Origin of the sequence: Pseudomonas sp. USTB-Z (assembly GCF_019691255.1) — a bacterium.
GTDB lineage: Bacteria > Pseudomonadota > Gammaproteobacteria > Pseudomonadales > Pseudomonadaceae > Aquipseudomonas > Aquipseudomonas alloputida.
On the sequence record NZ_JAECZP010000009.1, the window covers coordinates 25,925 to 48,071 of the forward strand.

The following is a 22,147-nucleotide window of genomic DNA, read 5'->3' on the forward strand; positions in this document are numbered from 1 at the left end:
CGGCCCCGGGTTCCAACCGACAACAATCGGTACCGTGATGAAGAGCCCCACCATCCGCCGCTGGTCCTTGATCCACACCTGGAGCAGCCTGGTCTGTACCCTGTTCCTGCTGTTGCTGGCAGTCACCGGCCTGCCGCTGATCTTCCACCACGAACTCGAACACCTGCTAGGCGACGCCCCTGAACTGCGTGAAATGCCGGCAGGCACACCGCACCTCGACCTGCAGCAACTGGTGCTCAAGGCCGAACAACATCGCCCCGGCGAGGTCATGCAGTACTTCGGCTACGATGAAGACGAGCCCAACGGCGTAGTCGCCATTACCGCCGCCACCGCCGGCACCGACCCCAACCTGTCGCACACCTTCATGCTCGATGCACGCACCGGCGAGGCGGTGGCCATGCCGGCCGCCAACGGCGGTTTCATGATGGTGATGCTGCGCCTGCATGTGGACATGTTCGCAGGCCTACCGGGCAAGCTGCTGCTGGCCTTCATGGGCGTATTGTTCATTGTCGCGATTGTCTCCGGCACCGTGCTCTATGCGCCGTTCATGCGCCGCCTGGAATTCGGCACCGTACGCGACAAGAAGTCCCGCCGCCTGCGCTGGCTCGACCTGCACAACCTGATCGGCGTGGTCACCCTGGCCTGGGCATTGACGGTGAGCGTGACCGGGGTAATCAGTGCCCTGTCCGACCTGGTCATCGCGGCCTGGCGCAACGACAGCCTGGCTGCGATGGTTGCCCCCTACCGCGACGCCCCGCCGCTCGTCGAGCGCGCCCCAGCCACTCGCCTGCTGGACATTGCCGAACAGGCCGCGCCGGGCATGCGCCCGGACTTCATCGCGTTTCCTGGCACGCGTTTCTCCAGCGAGCACCACTATGCGGTGTTCATGAACGGTGCCACCCACCTGAGTTCGCACCTGTTCACGCCAGTACTGATCGATGCTCGCACCCTTGAAGTGACTGCCGTCGGCAACCGTCCCTGGTACATGGATGCCATGGGCCTGTCGCAGCCACTGCATTTCGGCGATTACGGCGGGCGACCGATGCAGATCCTCTGGGCGTTACTGGACGTGCTGACAATCATCGTGCTCGGCAGCGGCCTCTACCTGTGGTGGGGCAAGCAGCGCAAACCCAGGGAGGCACGCGCATGAGCCACAGGTCTCAAGCCACTGCACGCCTCTTCGCCTGGCCAGCGTTGATTGCCCTGCTTGGCTTCCTGGGCCTGTTCGCCGCACTGCTCGGCGACGGTGGCTGGGACGTTCTGGCATGGGCCGGCCTGGGCCTGCCGGCCCTGCTGAGCCTGCGCGGGCTGCTCTGGCGTCGGGGGCGCTAGCCCGCTACCACCCCGCAACCGCAGGTATTGCCAAGCATGGGGTTTTCCTCAACCAAGGAACCGCCCCATGCGCCCCCTCGAACAACTGGAACAGATCGACCGACAAATCGGTGACTTGCTCGACGGCCTTCCAACCCTCGACCGTCAACACCCCATCAACCCCGACACGCGCACCTGGCTGCACGGCGAACTGGCCAGCTTCTGGACCACGGCCGATGAGCAAGGCGAAACCCCCAGACAAAAGCTGCTGGCACTGCGCAAGGCGCTGATGCTGGCCGAGGTTGAACTGCGCCTGGGCGACGAGACCTTGGGCTACCGCTCAGCCGATCAACTATGGGCCTGCCTGCAACAGCCACTACCCTCCCAGCGCAGGCATATGCCCCTGGCCAAAAGGCCACAGGTCTACCGCGTTCTGCTGGAAGGCCTACGGCCCAACTGGCGAAGCTACCTGCCAGGCACACTGATCATCGTTGCCGGTACCGCCGAAGGCCCTATGCTCACGCCTCAGGATGCCGCAGGCGCTGCTTTGCTGTGCAGCCTGTCACAAGGCATAGAGGCCTTCGACTCCCTTGCCGCACTGCATTTAGAGCTTTGCGAACGCCTGGAAGCCCCCCTCCAGAGCAGACCGCTGCTGCAGCTGTACTCTGACGCGCAGGCAGACCGCGCTCGCCGGTCACAGCGCCTGCGCTATGACTGGTACGCCGACAGCCTGCTGGAGGCCCAGATCGACAGCGTGATAGAAGCCCAACGCCAACGCCTGAGTGACATCGGCTTGTGGAGCAACGGCTCACCCGACCAGCACACCCGAATACATAAAGCCCTGGCGCTATGGCCCGAAGTCGGCGCCAAACCCATCCTGCAAACACGCTACTCTCAATTGCTTGAGAAGAATCTGCCCAACTGGCTGCGCAATACATCTGCGCAAGGCCTGAGCCATATGATGCAGGCCATGCAAACGCTGGTGGCAATCGCCGAGCAGGCTGCAGCCCCGGGAGTGCTGAGCCTTGACGACTTCAAGCAACGCAATAGCCTGCTGGCCTGGGCCAACGCACGCCTTCGCGAGCGCCTGGGCCATGACCTGGGGTACGACACAGATCCTCGCGAGATCAAGATCGTGGTCGTACGCGCCCGCCGCACGGGCGCCATCATGCATCCCTTCGCCCTCTCATCCTATGTCACCTATGTAGGCATGCGACGCGTGGGCCACGAGATGGTGGAGATGGTCGAGGAAATCAACACCCTCGAAGAGATCGCCCTCAAGAACTTGCCGTGGTTCGATACCGACTACTGGCTGACTGCCCGGGTGATCCATGCCCACGGCAAAGCCATGCCCGCCGGGCTCACGCCGCAGTATGTCAAGCACATGGTCCGGGAACTGAACGTGGGTGACAGCTACGCAAAGTACCTGCACACCCAACTGATCAGTTCCAGAGCGGGCAAATGGCGCCTGACTGCGCACAGCAGGGTCAACCGTGCACGCATGCACGCTGAAGCAGTCAAGGCGCGCTACGCCGGACACTTTGGCGAAGACCCTTTCGAACATGGCTACAACTGGGTGCGCGCAGTGCTGGACCAACCACACAATGCCTTGCGTGCACCGGTTGCCGGCTACCCGGTCACTGTTCGACAGTTGAACATCATGGGCCATACCCTGCAGGGCGTGCTTCTGCTCAACAGCCTCCCCTACAAATCTCCGGCATGCGTGCTGTACACCCCGGATGCCCCAGACCGCAGGGCCTGGCGCCGTTTTCGCACGACCCGCGAACTGCTTCGCACATTGCGCCAACAGCCCACGTTGAGAGCATACGTAGCCCAGCGCCTGCCATTGCTGCCTGCCGCCACGGTGCAGCGGTTGCTGGACAAGGGGCGCCTGAGCACGCATTTGACCACGCCCGAGGTCAAAGACGACCTTTTCTTCGACTACTACATGGCCGAGGCCCGGGCGCTGATCGCCCAGGCCGATGCCGACAGCATGACGACCAGCGAAGTGAATGCGGAGTCGGTCATGGCGTTGAGCTGGCGCTTGCTGGACTTCATCAGCCTGCTGTTGCCGAACCGTGCGCTGCTGGTGCTGTCGATCGGCCGCATGGCAATCGATATCTGGGACGGCGCCGAGGCCTTCAAGCAAGAGGATGTCGAGGGGGTGATGCGGCATGCCTATCAGGCGCTTAGCCACCTCAACGATGCGGGTACCAGTTTCATGGGTTCCAGAGTGCTACGCCGATCCCTGCGCGGGATCCCCAAACCACCGCCACTGCCGCTGCCCGCACGCCTCCAGGTACAACCGGACAGCAGCAGCCTGCGCTATCGCATAGACGGTATCTACGGTGAAGGTGTCTACGAGCAAAGCTCGGCGTTTGGTGGGCAATCGCTGTACTTCGTCAAGGACAACGACAACCGCTATTACCGGGTCAGCTTCGACGGCTACCGCTGGCGAGCCATTGACCCTGACCAGCCAGATGCCTATCTGCAGCAACCGCTCAAGCGCAAAGCCGACGGGCAGTGGGTCATCGACTCACCGGTGCTCTGGTACGACGGGCTGCCCGACCTGAAGCAATTACTGCAGGACTGCTATCTACAAACGCCTGTGGCCGGCCTGCCGGTAAACATCGAACAAGGGCTTTTTCAGGCTGACAATCAGCTGTACCTGGCACTCGAGAACGGGCAGTTGCCTGTGCGCCGCCACCTCCTACCGGATCATTACCACTTGGAGATTGCCGTTGCCAGCAACGCCGGGGTGGTGCCGTGGGCGGTGCTGCGCCACGAAAACGGCCAGTGGCTGATACGCGTTCGCCAGGCAGGGCGCAGCAGTGACTGGCTGACACTGCCAGATCAACCACCGCCGACCCACTGACAGCGGATCCGGCGGCCTCAGTCGACCAGTTTTGGCAACAGCCGGTCCAGCCGCTGATGCAAGGCACTGCCATTGGGCCAGTTGCGCAGCAGCCGTGCCCGGTCACGGGCATAGGCCGGTGCGAAGCTGAGCTGGGTGGCGTGCTGGCACATGGCATCGAGGTCGATCAGCGACCACTGGCCGTTGTGCCAGAACAGGTTATGGCCTTTGAAGTCGCCGTGGCTGATGCGCTCGCGAATCAGCTGCTGCATCACGTGCACCAAAGCATCCACCTGCTCCTCGGGCGCATCGCCGCTTTCAACGTAGGGCGCGAAGCATGCCGTCAGGTCCGGGCCGTCGACATACTCGGTGACCAGGTAAGCACGGCTGCGCAGGCCCAGCACCCGCTGTTCCAGCACCGCGAGGGGGCGTGGCGTGGCGATGTCGAGGAATTCCAGGCGGTGGCCTTCAATCCAGGAATGCCAGGCCCGGCTTGGGCGCCAGAAGCGCTTGAACCAATGTGCGGTGTTCTTGATGTTGTAGCGCTTGATCACCAACGGGCGACCATTGACCTCGATGCGCGCCACGCTGGCAGCGCCACCGGTCTTGTACAAATGGCCTTTGTCGATCAGCGCATCGGCCTGCTCCAGTACAGGCTGCATGGCCTCGACCTCACTGCGGCGGATCGCCTGCAAGCCCGAGAGGGTGCGCTGGACGCTGAACAGGCTGCACTCGCGGCCAGCCTTGTCCAGATAGTCCTTCTGGCGCCAGGTACGCACCTTGTCCACCTGTTTCTGCAGGGCTTCCAGCGGCAACGCATGCTCGGCATTGGCCAGCAGGTAATGCACCAGCAGCTCTTCGATGAACGGCTCCAGGCGCTTGGGCAACTGGGCGAAAAACACCCCGAGGTTTTCCAGCACCCGTGGTCGCGACAACTGCTGACCGGGTGTTTCCGCCCTGATGCCCGCACCGTCGATCAGGTACAGCTTGCCGGCATGGCGCAGCAGGTTGTCCAGGTGCAGGTCTTCCTGCCAAAGGCCTTGGGCGTGCATGTGCGCCACAGCCGTGAGCGCTTCGCCCAGTACCAGGTGCTGCTCGTCCGCCAGCACTGGCAGGTTTGCCACTGCGGCCCAGGCATCGGCCAGGCTTTGGGCACCGTCAAGGAACTCGAACAGCAGCCAGCCGCCCTCGCCTTCCTTGAGGCCGTCGGCCAGTAGCGTCGGTGTGGTCAGGCCTTGTTCGGCCAGCAACTTCACACCCTGCAGTTCGCGCTGGAAATGCCGCGCGGCGTTACCACCGACCAGCAGCTTCGCCAGCACCGGTGTGCCACGCCAGACACCAGCGCCCACATAACGCTGGCCCGGCAGCACACGCAGCAGGGTGAGCAGTTGCAAGTCGGCACTGCCGGCGGCATCAACCAACGTGATACTCAGGGGCAGCGTCGGGCTGCGCCCGGCATCCTTCAGTTCAGACAAACGCATCAGCGAGCCTCTTTTTCACGACGGCGTTGCGTCAGCCGTTGCAGCCAGGTGTCGACCAGCGCGCCGTCAGCCGGCTGCCCCAGGTAGGTCGCCAGCAAAGTACGTACATCCTGCACGCGCCAGGCCTGCGCGCGGCGCAGCAGCGGCTCCAGGTCCTTGAGGCGGTCACGCATGCCGAACAGCAGCGGCCGGGTCTTTTCCAGGTCGATCAATTGCGCGTCCCAACCCTCGCGGCGTTGACGCAGGAAAATGTGCTTGGGGTAGAAGCAGCCATGCACCTGGCCGGCGCTGTGCAGGGTGCGCGCCAGCTGACCGCAGGCCTGCAGGATGCCAGTGCGCTCGGCTTCACCCAACCGCGGCCACTGCGCCAGCAGGCTGTCGAGGTCGGCCCACTCGTCCAGAGCGCGGGTCATCAGGATAGCCCGGTGCTTGCCGCCCTGCTTGCGCTCGCCGTAGAACACCGCCTGCAATGCCGGAATGCGCAGCTTCTGGTAGCGACTGATGTTGCGGAATTCGCGGGCGAAGGTGGGCTCGCCGAACGGCCGGTGCAAGGTACGGGTCAAGTAGTCGCTCTGGCGCTTGAGGTAGTAGCCCTTGCCTTCGAGTTCCAGACGGAAGACGCTGCTCCAGCCACCACGGCCGGTGTTGGGTTCGTCCACAGCATCAAGTTGCAGCGCCCACAGCGCCTCGAAGTTGTCCAGGCCATGGCGCTTGAGCAGCGCGAGGTCCGCGCTGGCCAGGTAATCGGTCATTCCCTTCCCTCGAAAAAGCCCAGTACCCGATGAATGCGCTTTTTGTCACGCACATTCAGCCGGTCGCGGCCACGGTATTGCAGGTAGAAGCGCAGGCGCTGGGTAGCTGACAGGTGGTATTTGGCCACTTTGTCCAGGCATGCCAGGTCCTTGATCATCCGGTGGCGCCACATGAAACCGCGCCAGAAGTCGCCGGTAGGGCAGTCGATGAAGAATAGCGTGCCTTGGTCATCGACCAGCAGGTTGCGCCACTTCAGGTCGTTATGGGCAAAGCGGTGTTGGTGCATGACCCGGGTATGGCGCGCCAGTTGACGGCTGACATGGTCGACCCAGGCGCGGTCGGCCAAGCGCGCATCGTTGTGTTCGGCCAGGGCCGACAGGTCTTCGGTGTGCGGCAGTTCACGGGTGATCATAGCACCACGGCCAAAGGCCAGGCCGTTGCGCTCCAGGCCCCAAGCCACGACTTCGGCAGTGGGGATACCCCATTTGGCGAACTGCTTGAGGTTTTGCCATTCGGCCTTGATGCGTGGCCGCCCCAGGTACCGGCGCATGTGCTTGCCGGCCCCGGTGTAGCGCTTGACGTAGTAGTTGATCCCGTCACGCTCGATGCGTACCACCTCACTGAGCGGGTCGCGGGTCAGCCGTTCGCCCTGGAGGGCGAACACCGCGTCGAGGCTGCCGAAGTCCGCCGCCAGGTGTTCGTACCCCGGCGCCAGTGTCCAACTCGCCATCAGAGTGCGTCCCCATAGCGTTGCTTGCGATCGTAGAGTTTCTGGGCCTTGCGCTCCAACCAGGCGAGCAGCGCGGCTTCGTCCTTCAGCACCTGCCGCAGCGGACGCTGGAAGTAACCGCGCAGGAAGCGCAGCTTGTCGCGTTGGGTCAGGCCAATGTCCAGGGCCGAAAAGTACAGCGCAGCCAGGTCCTTGTCGCGCCAGCGGCGGCTGATTCTGGCACGGGTTTGCGCGCGGTGCAGGTCGATCACCGACAGTTTGAAGTCATCCGCCGTCACCGGTCGGTCGGTGTGCAGCAGGAAATGGCAGATGTAGCAATCGCGGTGGTTGACCCCGGCGCGGTGCATCCCGCCAGTCATCTTCGCCACCTCGGCGATAAGTGCACGCTTCAGGCGCGGCTCAGGCGGCTGTTTGACCCAGTCGATGCTGAAGTCTTCCAGGCTGATGGTCGGCGCCAGCTCTTCGGTGATGATGAACGAGTGCTGCGCGGCCGGGTTGCTGCCACGCTCGCCATAGGCGACTGCGGTCATGGTAGGCACACCCACTTCATGCAGGCGCTGGATGGCCTTCCACTCCTGGCCGGCACCGAGCACCGGCAGCTTGGCGGTGAACAGGTTCTTGAAGATCTCGCCCCAGCCGATGCCACGGTGGATCTTGACGAAAAAGCCCTCGCCAGCCACTTCGGTGCGCAGCGTGCGGCGCCCTTCCAGCTCGCGATAGACCTCGCCTTGCAGCGCCTCCACGGCGTCGAAGGCATCACGCCCGGCCCACAGGCGTTTGAAGGGTTCGGCCAATATCAGCTTCATGCGTTTTTTTGCCCCAGGATCACGTCGGCAGCATGCTGCGGCATGCTGTACAGATCGGCGCTATCGGCAAATGCCAGGCCATTGCGCGACCAGCTGGCACGCGCCTGCGGGTCTTCGAGCATGCGCTGCAGATAGCCGTTGAGCTGCTCTTGTTCGAACGGCTCGTCCAGCACCAGGCCGCTGTCGGCCTCGGCAATGTAGTGGGCATAGCCGCACACCTTGGACACCAGCACCGGCAAGCCGGCGACCAACGCTTCGAGCAGCACCGTACCGGTATTCTCGTTGTACGCCGGGTGAATCAGCAGGTCGGCGCCCAGCAGGAAGCGCGGGATGTCGCTACGGCCCTTGAGGAACTGCACCTGGTCGCCCAGACCCAGGGTAGCGCTTTGCAGCTGGAATACCTTGGGGTCGTCCTGGCCGATCACCATCAGCCTGGTGCGTTTGCGCAGGGCTGACGGCAGCGCGGCCAGTGCCTTGAGGCTGCGGTCCACGCCTTTGGTCTTGAAGCCTGAGCCAATCTGCACCAGCAGCAGGTCGTCCTCCCCCAGGTTGAATTCCTTGCGGAACTCAGCGCGGATCTCGGCGGCATTGGCCGGCGCACGGCGATCCTGGGAAATGCCTGGCGGCAGCAGGTGGAAGCGTTCTACCGGGGTGCCGTAATGCTTGATGAACAGCGGCTGCTGCACTTCGGAAATCATCAGCACTTCGGTATGGGCGTCCTTGGCAAACACCGCACGCTCGTACTCGGCAAAGTGCCGGTAGCGGCCCCAGCGGCGGTACAGGCCACCGCGCAGGGTCTGTGCCTTGTCCTCGAAGCAGCCGTCGGCGGCGTAGTACACGTCCAGCCCCGGCATCTTGTTGAAGCCGATCAGGCGGTCGACCGGGCGCTTGGCCAGGTCGGCGGCCATCCAGGCGCTGAGCTTCTCGTTGCGGCGGTGGTTGAAGATCGCCTTCACCGGCGCCACCAGCACTTCGAAGCCCGGCGGAATGTCACCCTCCCAGATCAGCGTATACACACGGATCTGGTGGCCCCGCTTCTGGCATTCCAGGGCAATGCGCATGAAATCGCGCTGCAGCCCGCCGAAGGGGAAATATTTGTAAAGCACGAAAGCCAGTTGCATCAACGGACATCCTCAGCCAGCAGCAACGCGCTCAAGCGGCTCGCCACATGCTCGGGATTCAGGCGAGTGAAGCACAGTGGCCACTCGCGTTTCAGATCGAACCGGGCCAGGTCATCGGCGCTCGGTTTGTAGGTGCACTTCTTCTGCAGGCAGGGAGCGCAAGGCCAGTCACTGGCCTGGTGAATCTGGGTCCGTCCGTAGGCGCCAGTCAGGCCCGGGTTGGTTGGGCCAAACAGCGAAAGGGTGGGCACATCGAGTGCCGCCGCCAGGTGGCCAAGGCCGGTATCGACCGCCACGCAGGCCTTTGCCGCCGCCAGAACACGAGCGACGCCGGCAAGGTTCAATTTGGGGAGCACCTGGCAGTTGTTCAAGCCTTGGGCAATTCGCTCGGCCCGCGCCTTCTCAGCCGGATTACCCCAAGGCAGGCGCACTTCCAGCTTGCGCCGGCCCATGCGCTCGGCCAGTTCGCGCCAGTAGGCTTCGGGCCAATGCTTGGTCGCCCAGGTGGTGCCATGCAGGAACACCACATAGGGCGCAGCCGGGGGCAGTTGCAGGCGGTCGAGGTCCAGGCCGTAGTTGCCGATGCCTTCTGGCAGGTCATAGGCCAGGGCCATGGCAAACAGCTGGCGTACCCGCTCCACCGCGTGCTGGCCGGTGGCAACCGACAGAGGCCGGTCGTAGAAGCGGCTGGCCCAGCCTTCGCGCGCCGAGTAGCGGTCCAGGCCGGCGACGGGTGCCTTCACGTAACGGGTCAACCAGGCCGACTTGACCAGGCCCTGGGCGTCGATCACAAGGTCGTACTTGCGCTCGCGCACGCGCTGCTTGAACGCCTTCCACTCGCCACTCTTGATGGTTTGCCAAAGGTTCTTGCGCCAGCGACGAATCGCCACCGGGATGACCTGGTCGACCGCGGGGTGCCAACTGGGGATTTCGGCGAAGCCTTCCTCCACCACCCAATCGAAACGGATACCGGGAATGGCATGGGCGGCATCGGTAAGCGCCGGCAGGGTGTGGATGACATCCCCCAGCGACGAGGTCTTGATGATCAGTACCCGCACTTAGTCGACCTCGGCCACGGTATCGATCAGGTCCGGTCCGCTGAGGCTGTGCAGGGCGGCAATCACTTTGCCCGGTTCCAGCAGACGCAGGCAATTGTAATGGCCGAAGCGACAGGTGCGGTCAAAGCACGGGCTGCACTCGATACCGGTGCGCACCACTTCCACCTGTTCGGCCAACGGTGGGGTGAAGCCGGGGGAAGTCGAGCCGTACACCGCCACCAACGGACGGTTCAGCGCAGCGGCCACGTGCATCAGGCCGGAATCGTTGGACACCACGGCATGGGCGCAGGACATCAGGTCGATGGCCTCGGCCAGCGAGGTCTCACCGGCCAGGTTGGACGACTCTTCACGGAACCCCGGAATCAGCCGGTCGCGGATCTGCTCACCGACCGAGTGATCGTTCTTCGAGCCAAACAGCCACACTTGCCAGCCTTGGCGAATCATCGCATCGGCCACAGCGGCATAGTGCTCTGCCGGCCAGCGCTTGGCTTCGCCAAACTCGGCGCCAGGGCACAGCGCCAGTACCGGACGGTCCAGTTCCAGGCCGAACTTGGCCAGGGCGGCGTCACGGCTTTGCGCTTCGATCTGCAGGCTGGGGCGCGGGTATGGCTGCGGCAGCTCGGCGCCGGGCGCGTACGCCAGGGCCATGAAGCGCTCGATCATCAGCGGGTAGCGGGCCTTGTCCAGCTTGCGCACATCGTTCAGCAGGCCGAAGCGCATTTCACCGCGCCAGCCGGTGCGTTTGGGAATGCCGGCAAAAAAGGGCACCAGCGCCGACTTGAGCGAGTTGGGCAGCAGGATAGCCTGGTCGTACTGGCCGGCCAGGGACTTGCCGATGCGCCGACGTGTGGCCAGCTCCAGCGCGCCGTGGCCGAGCGGGAAGCTCAAGGCCTGACGCACTTCAGGCATGCGTTCGAGGATCGGCCGGCTCCATTCAGGGGCCAGCACGTCGATCACGCAGTCGGGGTGCTGCTGTTTCAGGCACTGGAACAGGGTCTGCGCCATCACCATGTCGCCGACCCAGCTGGGGCCAATGATCAGTATTCTCATGCTTAGTCCAGAAACGCTCGGGGAGGCTACAGGCTGCGGTACAGCCTGGCCTCCCCTCTTTATATTCAGGCTATGTGGCCGACAGTGTAACACCGGTGGTGAGGCATGAGCCTTTGGGGCTGCTTTGCAGCCCATCGCGACACAAGGCCGCTCCCACAAAAGGTACTGCATACGCCGGCCAATGGTGGGAGCGGCCTTGTGTGGCGAAAGGGCCGCACAGCGGCCCCAACGATCTCAAGTCAGCCCCAGTTCACCCCAGATCCGCCGCACTTCACGGCGTTCATCGGCAAACTGTGCCGCATCGATCACCCCGGCCTGCTTCTGCAGGGCCTGGCGGTGGGAGGCCGAGCGGAACGCCTTGTACACTTCACGCAACAGCACCGCGTCACTGGCCGGCATCAAGTTCGCCTGCTCCAGCTCTTCCAGAATGCGGATGTTATCGGTCCATCGAAGTATGGCCGGATGGTCATGGGACCAGGCCAAAGCGGCGTATTGCACCATAAATTCGATATCGACGATACCGCCGGCATCCTGCTTGATATCGAAGGGTACACCGGCGTCGAAGGCGTTCGCCGCGGTACCGGCAGCCGTAGCCTTGGTACCGAGGTTGTCACGCATCTTGGCGCGCATTTCACTCACCTCGCCGCGCAGCTTTTCCAGGTCGCGGGCCTGGCCCAGTACCTTGGCACGCACACCTTCGAATGCAGCCCCCACCTGCTTGCAACCCACCAGCACACGGGCCCGCACCAGCGCCTGGTGTTCCCAGGTCCAGGCTTCGTTCTGCTGGTAGCGCTCGAAGGCGCCCAGCGAGCTGACCAGCAGGCCCGAGGCGCCGGACGGGCGCAGGCGCATATCCACGTCGTACAGTTGGCCCGAGTTGGTCTGGGTGGTCAGCAAGTGGATGATGCGCTGCCCCAGACGCGTGAAGAACTGCGCGCTGTCGATAGGCTTCGCACCGTCGGTTTCCGCCTGCGGATCGCCGTCATGGATGAAGACCAGGTCCAGGTCCGAACCGTGGCCGAGCTCCAGGCCGCCCATCTTGCCGTAACCGATGATGATGAAACCCGGGTCGCACAGGCTGCCGTCGCTGCGCTTGGGTTGGCCGTGGCGGGCCACGGTCTGGCGCCAGGCCAAGGCCAGCACCTGGTCGAGGATCGCTTCCGCCAGCCAGGTCAGGTAGTCGCTGACTTTCATCAACGGCAGGTTGCCGCTGATTTCCGAGGCGGCCACGCGCAGGCTGTGGGCCAGCTTGAAATGGCGCAGCGCCTCCATCTGCTGCTCCAGGTCGTCCTCGGGGATGCGCGTCAGGCGCTCGCGCAGCTCGCTGGCCAGTTCTGGCGCCAAGGGCGGGCTGAACAAGCGGCCCTCATTGAGCAGTTCGTCGAGCAGCAGCGGGTAAAGGGCAATCTGCTCGGCAATCCACGGGCTGGCGGCGCACAGCGTCAGCAAACGGCGCAAGGCACCGGGGTTTTCGGTCAGCAGTACCAGGTAGGCAGAACGCCTTGCCACAGCCTCGACCAATGGCAGCACCCGCTCAAGCACCAGGTCAGGGTTGTCATGCTCCACCGCCTGAGCCAACAGCCGTGGGATGAATGCGTCAAGTCGCTCACGGCCGATGCGCTGCATCGAGCGCAACTGCGGGCTGGAACGCAGCCCGGCCAGGCGCCTCAAGGCTTCGGCGGGTTGCTTGAAGCCAGCCTCTTGCAATTGCCGGCCAGCGGCTTCTTCATCCTGCGCCTGCTCCCACAACGGCGACCACTCACCACCCACCACCAGTTCGCCTTCGCCGTCTTCATCATCCGGGTCGGCAATGACCTGGCGGAAATGCCAGTCAATACGGCCACGCCAGTACATCAGCTGGTCGTGGAAGCTCTGCCAGTCGGCAAAACCGAGCACATAGGCCACGCGTGCCTGATCGGTCTCACCTTCCGGCAACATTTGCGTCTGGCGGTCGGCGATGGCCTGGATGGCGTGCTCGGTGTAGCGCAGGAACTCATAGCCCTCGCGCAACTCGGCCACCACTGCTGGCGGCAGGTAGCCTTGGCCTTCCAGGGTGGCCAGCACCTTGAGCAACGGCCGCTGCTGCAGGCTGAGGTCACGCCCGCCGTGGATCAGCTGGAAGGCCTGGGCGATGAACTCCACTTCGCGAATACCACCGGCACCCAGCTTGATGTTCTCGGCCATGCCCTTGCGCCGCACTTCCTGCTGGATCAGCTGCTTCATGGTGCGCAGCGCTTCGATTGCGGAAAAGTCCAGGTAGCGGCGGTACACGAACGGGCGCAGCATCTCCTGCAACTGCGCGCCGGCCGCCTGGTCGCCGGCCACCACCCGCGCCTTGATCATCGCGTAACGTTCCCAGTCACGGCCCTGGTCCTGGTAGTACTGCTCCAGTGCATTGAAGCTGAGCACCAGGGCACCCGCCGAACCATAGGGGCGCAGGCGCATGTCAACGCGGAATACAAAGCCGTCGACGGTAACCGGGTCCAGTGCCTTGATCAGCCTTTGGCCCAGGCGCGTGAAGAACTCCTGGTTATCCAGCGAGCGCTTCACCCCTTCGGTTTCACCGCCCTCGGGAAAACCGAAGATCAGGTCGATGTCCGACGACAGGTTAAGCTCTACCGCTCCCAGCTTGCCCATGCCCAGCACCACCATGTGCTGCGGCTGGCCGCTGCGGTTGCCGATGGGCGTGCCGAATTGCTGGCAATGGCGCGGGTACAGCCATTGGTAGGCTTCGTCGATGGCCGCATCGGCAAGGTCCGACAGGTCGCGGCAGGTTTCGCCAAGTTCCGCCTGACGGGTAATGTCGCGCCAGATAATGCGCAACTGCTGGCGGTTGCGCGCGCGGCGCAGATTGCGCGCCAGCTCGTCCTCGCTCTGTGCCGCCTGGGCTGTTGCGGCGATTTGCCCGCGCAGCTCACCCGGGGCGTATCGCCGCTCCAGCTCGCCACTGGCCAGCAGGGCGAACAGCATGGCGGGCTCGCGCTGGGCCAGGCTGAGCACGAACTCGCTGGCAGCAGCCACCTGGTCGAACTGCTGCCGGTGCAGCGGGCTCCAGGCCTGCAGGTCGAGTTCGGGGTGGCCGGCCACGGCATCGCTGATGAACTGCTGGTTGCGAGTGACCAGCGGCTGCAAGGTGGCAGGCAGATCGGAGGGCAAAGGTAGGCGCATGGTCTATCCTTGATCGGCGTGAAATAGAGGGGAAAAAGCGGCCAAGGGGAAGCCGGACCACGGTTGGACTGTCGTACAAAAGTTGGAAATAGCTGAAAAAAACGAAAACTTGGCAACAAACATCAAGAACCACCCGTTCGCGACACAATGCCAACCAACATGAACGTTTTTCCTCACAAGCCAAGGTGCGACCAAACGTCGCACAAATGTAGTTTTACTACTACTCGTGTCGTGTAAAAGCATGAAATGCGAAAGCAAATGTAGTAAAACTACAACGCGCCGGAAGACACCCCGGTAATCCAAGAATTCACGACGTCTGCCCATAAGGCCAGTCGCAATCTCAGGCAATCGATTCTGGTTGCCTTTCCGCCCTGGAGCAAGCCATGCAAGACCTCGATCCAATCGAAACCCAGGAATGGCTGGATGCCCTGGAGTCGGTCCTCGACAAAGAAGGCGAAGACCGCGCTCATTACCTGATGACCCGTATGGGCGAGCTGGCCACCCGTAGTGGCTCCCAGCTGCCGTATGCGATCACCACGCCATACCGCAACACCATCCCTGTCACCCACGAAGCACGCATGCCTGGCGACCTGTTCATGGAACGCCGCATTCGCTCGATGGTGCGTTGGAACGCGCTGGCCATGGTCATGCGTACCAACCTGAAAGACTCGGACCTGGGCGGACACATCTCTAGCTTCGCCTCCAGTGCCACCCTGTACGACATCGGCTTCAACTACTTCTTCCAGGCCCCTACCGAAGAACACGGCGGCGACCTGGTCTTCTTCCAGGGCCACGCTTCGCCTGGCGTCTACGCCCGTGCCTTCATGGAAGGCCGTATCAGCGAAGACCAGATGAACAACTTCCGTCAGGAAGTGGACGGCAACGGCCTGTCTTCGTACCCGCACCCATGGTTGATGCCTGACTTCTGGCAGTTCCCGACCGTTTCGATGGGTCTGGGCCCAATCCAGGCGATCTACCAGGCACGCTTCATGAAGTACCTGGAAGCCCGTGGCTTCATCCCGGCCGGCAAGCAGAAGGTCTGGTGCTTCATGGGCGACGGTGAGTGCGACGAGCCGGAATCCCTGGGTGCAATCGCCCTGGCCGGCCGCGAGAAGCTGGACAACCTGATCTTCGTCATCAACTGCAACCTGCAGCGCCTCGACGGCCCGGTTCGCGGCAACGGCAAGATCATCCAGGAACTCGAAGGCGTGTTCCGTGGCGGTGGCTGGAACGTCAACAAAGTCGTCTGGGGCCGTTTCTGGGACCCACTGCTGGCCAAGGACACCAACGGTGCCCTGCAGCGCCGCATGGACGAAGTCATCGACGGCGAATACCAGAACTACAAAGCCAAAGACGGCGCGTACGTTCGCGAGCACTTCTTCAACACCCCGGAACTCAAGGCCATGGTCGAAGACCTGTCCGACGAAGAGATCTGGAAGCTCAACCGTGGCGGTCACGACCCGTACAAGGTCTACGCGGCGTATCACCAGGCTGTGAACCACAAAGAGCAGCCGACCGTCATCCTGGCCAAGACCATCAAGGGTTACGGCACCGGTGCTGGCGAAGCCAAGAACACCGCGCACAACACCAAGAAGGTCGACGTCGACAGCCTGCGTCACTTCCGTGACCGCTTCGACATCCCGGTCAAGGATGCCGACCTGGAGAACCTGCCGTTCTTCAAGCCGGAAGAAGGTTCTGCCGAAGCCAAGTACCTGGCCGAGCGCCGCGCAGCCCTGGGTGGCTTCGTACCGCAGCGCCGCGCCAAGAGCTTCAGCGTGCCGACCCCGCCACTGGAAACGCTGAAAGCGATCCTGGACGGCTCGGGCGACCGCGAAATCTCCACCACCATGGCCTTCGTGCGTATTCTGGCGCAGCTGGTCAAGGACAAGGACATCGGCCAGCGCATCGTCCCGATCATCCCGGACGAAGCCCGTACCTTCGGTATGGAAGGCATGTTCCGCCAGTTGGGCATCTACTCGTCGGTCGGCCAGCTCTACGAGCCAGTCGATAAAGACCAGGTGATGTTCTACCGCGAAGACAAGAAGGGCCAGATCCTCGAGGAAGGCATCAACGAAGCCGGCGCCATGTCGTCGTTCATCGCTGCCGGTACCTCGTACAGCTGCCACAACCAGCCGATGCTGCCGTTCTACATCTTCTACTCGATGTTCGGTTTCCAGCGTATTGGCGACCTGGCCTGGGCCGCTGGCGACAGCCGCACCCGTGGCTTCCTGATCGGCGGTACCGCCGGCCGTACCACCCTCAACGGTGAAGGCCTGCAGCACGAAGACGGTCACAGCCACATGATGGCGGGCACCATCCCGAACTGCCGCACCTACGATCCGACCTACGGCTACGAGCTGGCGGTGATCATCCAGGACGGCATGAAGAAGATGACCGAAGAGCAACAGGACATCTTCTACTACATCACCGTGATGAACGAATCCTACCAGCAGCCAGCCATGCCGGCCGGTGTCGAGGAAGGCATCATCAAGGGCATGTACCTGCTGGAAGAGGACACCCGCGAAGCCGCACACCACGTACAGCTGATGGGCTCCGGCACCATCCTGCGCGAAGTCCGCGAAGCCGCGAAGATCCTGCGTGAAGAGTTCAACGTCGGTGCCGACGTGTGGAGCGTCACCAGCTTCAACGAACTGCGCCGCGACGGCCTGGCCGTGGAACGCGCCAACCGCCTGAAGCCTGGCCAGAAGCCACAGCAGACCTACGTCGAGCAGTGCCTGAACGGTCGCAAAGGCCCGGTTATCGCCTCTACCGACTACATGAAGCTGTTCGCCGAGCAGATTCGCCAGTGGGTACCGAGCAAAGAGTTCAAAGTCCTGGGTACCGACGGTTACGGTCGCAGCGACAGCCGCAAGAAGCTGCGTCACTTCTTCGAAGTCGACCGCCACTTCGTGGTGCTGGCTGCCCTGGAAGCCCTGGCTGACCGTGGCGAGATCGAACCCAAGGTTGTTGCAGACGCTATCGTCAAGTTCGGTATCGACCCGGACAAGCGCAACCCACTGGACTGCTGAGGAGTATTTTTAAGTGAGCGAACTCATTCGCGTACCTGACATCGGCAGCGGTGAAGGTGAAATCATCGAGCTGTTCGTCAAGGTCGGTGATCGTATCGAGGCTGACCAGAGCCTGCTGACCCTGGAGTCCGACAAGGCCTCCATGGAAATTCCGGCGCCCAAGGCCGGCGTCATCAAGGAACTGAAGGTCAAGCTGGGCGACCGCCTGAAAGAAGGCGACGAACTGCTGGTCCTGGAAGCCGAGGGCGCCGCTGCTGCGGCCCCTGAGGCTCCGGCTGCTGCCGCTGCTCCAGCTCAGGCTGCTGCGCCGGCCCCGGCCGCCGAAGCCGCCCCTGCTCCGGCCGCAGCCCCGGCTGCCGCCAGCGTGCAGGACATCCACGTGCCGGACATCGGTTCGTCGGGCAAGGCCAAGATCATCGAAGTGCTGGTCAAAGTCGGCGACACCGTCGAAGCCGACCAGTCGCTGATTACCCTGGAGTCCGACAAGGCTTCCATGGAAATCCCGTCGCCGGCCGCCGGCGTGGTCGAAGAAGTGCTGTGCAAGCTGGAAGACGAAGTCGGCACTGGCGACCTGATCTTCAAGCTGAAAGTGGCGGGTGCCGCCCCGGCTGCCGCGCCGACACCGGCTGCTGCTGCTCCTGCACCAGCCAAGGCTGAGGCTGCTCCGGCTGCCGCACCTGCCGCTGCCGCCCCGGCTGCTGCCCCTGCACCGGCTGCGACCGCACCGGCCGCTGGCAGCAATGCCAAGGTTCACGCAGGCCCCGCTGTTCGTCAGCTGGCCCGTGAATTCGGTGTAGAGCTGGGTGCAGTTGCTGCCACCGGCCCGCACGGTCGCATCCTGAAAGAAGACGTGCAGGTCTACGTCAAGGCCATGATGCAGAAGGCCAAGGAAGCGCCGGCAGCCGCCGGTGCGACCGGTGGTGCTGGCATCCCGCCAATCCCTGCCGTGGACTTCAGCAAGTTCGGTGAAGTGGAAGAAGTGGCCCTGACCCGCCTGATGCAGGTCGGTGCTGCCAACCTGCACCGCAGCTGGCTCAACGTGCCGCACGTGACCCAGTTCGACTCTGCCGACATCACCGAGCTGGAAGCCTTCCGCGTTGCGCAGAAGGCCGTGGCCGAGAAAGCTGGCGTGAAGCTGACCGTGCTGCCTCTGCTGCTCAAGGCCTGCGCCTTCCTGCTCAAGGAACTGCCGGACTTCAACAGCTCGCTGGCGCCAAGCGGCAAGGCCATCATCCGCAAGAAGTACGTGCACATCGGCTTTGCCGTGGACACCCCGGACGGCCTGCTGGTCCCTGTGATCAAGAACGTCGACCAGAAGAGCCTGCTGCAACTGGCTGCCGAAGCCGCTGCACTGGCCGAGAAGGCGCGCACCAAGAAGCTGTCGGCCGACGAGATGCAAGGCGCTTGCTTCACCATCTCCAGCCTCGGCCACATTGGCGGCACCGGCTTCACGCCGATCGTCAACGCGCCGGAAGTGGCTATCCTGGGCGTCTCCAAGGCGACCATGCAGCCAGTCTGGGATGGCAAGGCCTTCCAGCCAAAGCTGATGCTCCCGCTGTCGCTGTCCTACGATCACCGTGTGATCAACGGCGCTGCCGCCGCGCGCTTCACCAAGCGCCTGGGCGACGTGCTGGGCGATATCCGCACCATGCTGCTGTAAGCCAGCACACTGCCCCTCCTTGCGAGGGGCAGTACCCTTTTCGAGCTGCCACGCTCGTACCTCAACCCCGTCGATTGGCGGGGCTTTTTTTTGCCTGGAAAAAGCTGGGAGGGCTTCGCCCTCCTTTCGCGACACAAGGCCGCTCCCACAGGCAATCGCAGTCCACATTGTGGGAGCAACTGTCTTGCTCAATTTCTAAAAGCTGGCGCGATCCCTGTGGGAGCGGCCTTGTGTCGCGATGGGCCGCAAAGCGGCCCCAAAATCTCCAGCCAAACTGCAGAATCGGCCACGTCAGCCGATAACCTGTCCACAGCATCAAGCATGGCCGCTTGCCAGCCCTCGGGACATGATGCAACCTTGCCAAATCCGCCGCAGCCACAAGGCAGCGTTCCCTCTTCAAGCGAGTCTTCGATGAAAAGCCAACCCGATGCCGCCAGCCGTGTGGCGGCCGAGGTCGTGACACAGTTACCCGTGCCCTCGCGGCTCGGCATGCTGCGTTTCGAAAGGCTCAACGAAGCCACCTGGGCCATGCTCTACCTTGACCCAGCCTGTGAGCGCCAGTTCGGCCTGAAAACCGGCGAGTTGTGTGCCCTGATTGACGCGCCCTACGCCAGCCTGATGGAACCCGAGGCACGCTACCGGCTGCACGACGAAATCCAGTTGCAACTGGCCCAGCGCGGCTACTATCGCGTGCGCTACACCCTGCACACGCCGAGCACCTCGCTGCGCCTGCTGGAAGCGGGTGAAGCCTACAAGCAACACAACCGCCAGCTGTTGCGCGGCTACCTGAGCGTGCTCGATGACCAGCAGGAAGAGACCGGCGAACCCGGCGCCAGCGACCTAGAGTCACGCAACAACCGCCTGCAACTGGCCTTGCAGCTGAACCAGCGCACGCAGCAAGAACAACTGGAGCACCTGGAGCGGGTGCGCGGCCAGCAGGACCTTATCCTGCGCCTCGCCCGCCATCGCTACAGCGCGGGCAACTCGCTGCTCGAAGCGGCCCAGCTGATCACCCAAAGCGCCTGCGAAATCTACAAGGTCGACAGCGCCAGCATCTGGCACCTGGAAGACCAACGCCTGGAACCGATCATCGCCTGGTACCGCGACGCACAGGAGCACCGCCAGCCCGAAGCCATCGATGCCAGCCGCTTCCCCGACTACCTGGATGCACTGCACGCAAGCCGCGCCATCGACGCTCACAACGCCGGCCACGACCCGCGCACCCGCGCCCTGGCGCAAAGCATGCGCCCGGAAAACAAGGCCATGCTCGACGCCAGCATCCGTGTCGATGGCCAGGTGATCGGCGTGTTGTGCCTGGAGCAAACCGGCCAGCCACGGGCCTGGCAGTCGGACGAGATTGCCTTTGCCGGCGAGCTGGCCGACCAGTTCGCCCAAGTGATCACAAACCACAAACGACGGGCCGCGGCCAGCGCCCTGCACCTGTTCCAGCGTGCGGTCGAGCAGAGCGCCAGCGCCTTTCTGCTGGTGAACCGCGACGGCCGGGTGGAGTACGTCAACCCCAGCTTCACCGCCATCACCCAGTACAGTACCGACGAAGTGCAGGGCCGCCAGCTGGGTGAGCTACCGGCACTGGAGAACCTCAGCGAACTGCTGTTCGACTCGCCGTCGAGCCTGGCCATGGGCAACAGTTGGCAGGGCGAGTTCAAGAGCCGGCGCAAAAACCTGGAGCCGTACTGGGGCCAGTTGTCGATTTCCAAGGTGTACGGAGACAACCGTGAGCTGACCCACTACATCGGCATCTACGAAGACGTCACCCAGACCAAGCTGGCCCAGCAACGCATTGAACGCCTGGCTTACACCGACAACCTCACCAACCTGGGCAACCGCCCGGCGTTCATCCGCAGCCTGGACGAGCGCTTCGCCCGCGATGGCGAAAGCTCGATGTGCCTGCTGCTGGTGGACATCGACAACTTCAAGCGCATCAACGACAGCCTAGGCCACCAGACCGGCGACAAGCTGTTGATCAGCCTGGCCAGGCGTTTGCGCAACAGCCTGCACAGCGGTGGCATCCTGGCGCGCTTTGCCAGTAACGAGTTCGCCGTGCTGCTCGACCACACCAGCCTTGAAGATGGCCAAGGCGTCGCCCAGCAGTTGCTGTGCACCCTCGACAAGCCGATGTTCGTCGACAACCAGCTGATCAACGTCACCGCCTCGGTAGGCCTGGCCTGTGCTCCGTTGCACGGCGTCGACCCGGCCAGCCTGATGAAGAATGCCGGCCTTGCATTGCACAAGGCCAAGGCCAACGGTAAACACCAGGTACAGGTGTTTACCGAAGTGCTCAACGCCGAAGCCAGCTACAAGCTGTTCGTCGAGAACAACCTGCGCCGTGCCCTGACCCAGAATGAGCTGGACGTGTTCTACCAGCCCAAGCTGTGCCTGCGCAGCGGTCGCCTGCTGGGCCTGGAAGCGCTGCTGCGCTGGAACCACCCCGAACGCGGCATGATCCGCCCGGACCAGTTCATCAGCGTGGCCGAGGAAACCGGCCTGATCATCCCTATCGGCAAATGGGTAGTGCGCCAGGCGTGCTGCATGAGCCAGCAACTGCGCAAGGCCGGCCTGGGCAACCTGCATGTAGCCATCAACCTGTCGCCCAAACAGTTCTCCGACCCGGACCTGGTGGCGTCGATCAGCACCATCCTCAAGGAAGAAGCCCTGCCCCCGCACCTGCTGGAGCTGGAGTTGACCGAAGGCCTGCTGCTGGAAGCCAGCGAAGACACCCACCGCCAGCTGGACGAGCTGAAGGCCCTGGGCCTGACCTTGGCCATGGACGACTTTGGCACCGGTTATTCGTCGCTGAGCTACCTGAAGAAGTTTCCGATCGACATCCTCAAGATCGATCGCAGCTTCATCAACGAAATCCCCGACAACCAGGACGACATGGAAATCACCTCGGCGGTGGTGGCCATGGCCCACAACCTGAAGCTGAAGGTGGTGGCCGAAGGGATCGAGACGCCGGAGCAACTGGCGTTCCTGCGCCGTCACCGCTGCGATGTGGGCCAGGGTTACCTGTTCGACCGGCCGATTCCCGGGCGCGAGCTGGCCGAACGGCTGAAGCGCTATCCGCGTGGCCCGGTGGCCTGACAGCTGCGTAATCCTCGGGCACTA

General features: G+C 63.4%; 14 protein-coding genes. 6 read left to right on the forward strand and 8 right to left on the reverse strand.

The features are described from left to right. The first annotated feature begins 37 nt into the window (after positions 1 to 37). The 3 genes from I8746_RS12445 (at position 38) to I8746_RS12455 (ending at position 4,186) form a co-directional block, all read left to right on the forward strand. The gene (locus tag I8746_RS12445) at positions 38 to 1,150 is read left to right on the forward strand and encodes a PepSY domain-containing protein (RefSeq protein WP_221100729.1); all 1,113 of its coding nucleotides are present in this window, start codon (positions 38 to 40) and stop codon (positions 1,148 to 1,150) included. Beyond that, complete coding sequence (locus tag I8746_RS12450) at positions 1,147 to 1,332, forward strand: hypothetical protein (protein WP_011953272.1); 186 nt, start codon at positions 1,147 to 1,149, stop codon at positions 1,330 to 1,332. The genes I8746_RS12445 and I8746_RS12450 overlap by 4 nt, the downstream gene beginning before the upstream one ends. Positions 1,333 to 1,399: 67 nt before the next feature. Beyond that, positions 1,400 to 4,186, forward strand: a complete 2,787-nt coding sequence (locus I8746_RS12455; RefSeq protein ID WP_221100730.1) for a dermonecrotic toxin domain-containing protein — start codon at positions 1,400 to 1,402, stop codon at positions 4,184 to 4,186. A 17-nt stretch (positions 4,187 to 4,203) separates the two neighbouring features. Here the strand turns inward: I8746_RS12455 and I8746_RS12460 are convergent, their stop codons facing one another. The 8 genes from I8746_RS12460 to glnE all read right to left on the reverse strand — a co-directional run bounded on the left by I8746_RS12460 (position 4,204) and on the right by glnE (position 14,332). Further along, a complete protein-coding gene (locus tag I8746_RS12460) occupies positions 4,204 to 5,646 on the reverse strand; it encodes a lipopolysaccharide kinase InaA family protein (RefSeq protein WP_011953270.1) in 1,443 nt (480 codons plus the stop codon). Beyond that, positions 5,646 to 6,398: a lipopolysaccharide kinase InaA family protein gene (locus I8746_RS12465; RefSeq protein ID WP_003255640.1), complete on the reverse strand. Its 753-nt coding sequence runs from the start codon at positions 6,396 to 6,398 to the stop codon at positions 5,646 to 5,648. Before I8746_RS12465 ends, I8746_RS12460 begins: the two co-directional genes overlap by 1 nt. Next, on the reverse strand, positions 6,395 to 7,129 hold the full coding sequence (locus I8746_RS12470) for a lipopolysaccharide kinase InaA family protein (protein ID WP_014755099.1): 735 nt from the start codon (positions 7,127 to 7,129) through the stop codon (positions 6,395 to 6,397). The genes I8746_RS12465 and I8746_RS12470 overlap by 4 nt, the downstream gene beginning before the upstream one ends. After that, positions 7,129 to 7,935, reverse strand: a complete 807-nt coding sequence (gene rfaP, locus I8746_RS12475; RefSeq protein ID WP_003255644.1) for a lipopolysaccharide core heptose(I) kinase RfaP — start codon at positions 7,933 to 7,935, stop codon at positions 7,129 to 7,131. Before rfaP ends, I8746_RS12470 begins: the two co-directional genes overlap by 1 nt. Beyond that, positions 7,932 to 9,056 (reverse strand): glycosyltransferase family 4 protein, encoded by a 1,125-nt coding sequence (locus tag I8746_RS12480; RefSeq protein WP_088513531.1) that lies wholly within the window; start codon positions 9,054 to 9,056, stop codon positions 7,932 to 7,934. Before I8746_RS12480 ends, rfaP begins: the two co-directional genes overlap by 4 nt. Further along, the gene (gene waaC, locus I8746_RS12485) at positions 9,056 to 10,114 is read right to left on the reverse strand and encodes a lipopolysaccharide heptosyltransferase I (RefSeq protein ID WP_003255648.1); all 1,059 of its coding nucleotides are present in this window, start codon (positions 10,112 to 10,114) and stop codon (positions 9,056 to 9,058) included. Before waaC ends, I8746_RS12480 begins: the two co-directional genes overlap by 1 nt. Continuing rightward, the gene (gene waaF, locus I8746_RS12490; protein WP_161775063.1) at positions 10,115 to 11,164 is read right to left on the reverse strand and encodes a lipopolysaccharide heptosyltransferase II; all 1,050 of its coding nucleotides are present in this window, start codon (positions 11,162 to 11,164) and stop codon (positions 10,115 to 10,117) included. Positions 11,165 to 11,398: 234 nt separating this feature from the next. Further along, positions 11,399 to 14,332 (reverse strand): bifunctional [glutamate--ammonia ligase]-adenylyl-L-tyrosine phosphorylase/[glutamate--ammonia-ligase] adenylyltransferase, encoded by a 2,934-nt coding sequence (gene glnE / locus I8746_RS12495; protein ID WP_003255650.1) that lies wholly within the window; start codon positions 14,330 to 14,332, stop codon positions 11,399 to 11,401. A gap of 383 nt (positions 14,333 to 14,715) precedes the next feature. Between glnE and aceE the strand changes: the two genes are divergently transcribed. The 3 genes from aceE (at position 14,716) to I8746_RS12510 (ending at position 22,123) form a co-directional block, all read left to right on the forward strand. Next, positions 14,716 to 17,361, forward strand: coding sequence for a pyruvate dehydrogenase (acetyl-transferring), homodimeric type (gene aceE, locus I8746_RS12500; RefSeq protein ID WP_003255651.1), 2,646 nt, complete (start codon positions 14,716 to 14,718; stop codon positions 17,359 to 17,361). 13 nt (positions 17,362 to 17,374) lie between these two features. Beyond that, the gene (gene aceF / locus I8746_RS12505; protein WP_088513533.1) at positions 17,375 to 19,021 is read left to right on the forward strand and encodes a dihydrolipoyllysine-residue acetyltransferase; all 1,647 of its coding nucleotides are present in this window, start codon (positions 17,375 to 17,377) and stop codon (positions 19,019 to 19,021) included. 411 nt (positions 19,022 to 19,432) lie between these two features. After that, positions 19,433 to 22,123, forward strand: coding sequence for a bifunctional diguanylate cyclase/phosphodiesterase (locus tag I8746_RS12510; protein WP_017148050.1), 2,691 nt, complete (start codon positions 19,433 to 19,435; stop codon positions 22,121 to 22,123). Positions 22,124 to 22,147: the final 24 nt, after the last annotated feature.

Coding starts and splice junctions, on each gene's coding strand:
- I8746_RS12445 (WP_221100729.1), top strand. CDS start 38: ATGAAGAGCCCCACCATCCGCCGCTGGTCCTTGATCCACACCTGGAGC.
- I8746_RS12450 (WP_011953272.1), top strand. CDS start 1,147: ATGAGCCACAGGTCTCAAGCCACTGCACGCCTCTTCGCCTGGCCAGCG.
- I8746_RS12455 (WP_221100730.1), top strand. CDS start 1,400: ATGCGCCCCCTCGAACAACTGGAACAGATCGACCGACAAATCGGTGAC.
- I8746_RS12460 (WP_011953270.1), bottom strand. CDS start 5,646: ATGCGTTTGTCTGAACTGAAGGATGCCGGGCGCAGCCCGACGCTGCCC.
- I8746_RS12465 (WP_003255640.1), bottom strand. CDS start 6,398: ATGACCGATTACCTGGCCAGCGCGGACCTCGCGCTGCTCAAGCGCCAT.
- I8746_RS12470 (WP_014755099.1), bottom strand. CDS start 7,129: ATGGCGAGTTGGACACTGGCGCCGGGGTACGAACACCTGGCGGCGGAC.
- rfaP (WP_003255644.1), bottom strand. CDS start 7,935: ATGAAGCTGATATTGGCCGAACCCTTCAAACGCCTGTGGGCCGGGCGT.
- I8746_RS12480 (WP_088513531.1), bottom strand. CDS start 9,056: ATGCAACTGGCTTTCGTGCTTTACAAATATTTCCCCTTCGGCGGGCTG.
- waaF (WP_161775063.1), bottom strand. CDS start 11,164: ATGAGAATACTGATCATTGGCCCCAGCTGGGTCGGCGACATGGTGATG.
- glnE (WP_003255650.1), bottom strand. CDS start 14,332: ATGCGCCTACCTTTGCCCTCCGATCTGCCTGCCACCTTGCAGCCGCTG.
- aceE (WP_003255651.1), top strand. CDS start 14,716: ATGCAAGACCTCGATCCAATCGAAACCCAGGAATGGCTGGATGCCCTG.
- I8746_RS12510 (WP_017148050.1), top strand. CDS start 19,433: ATGAAAAGCCAACCCGATGCCGCCAGCCGTGTGGCGGCCGAGGTCGTG.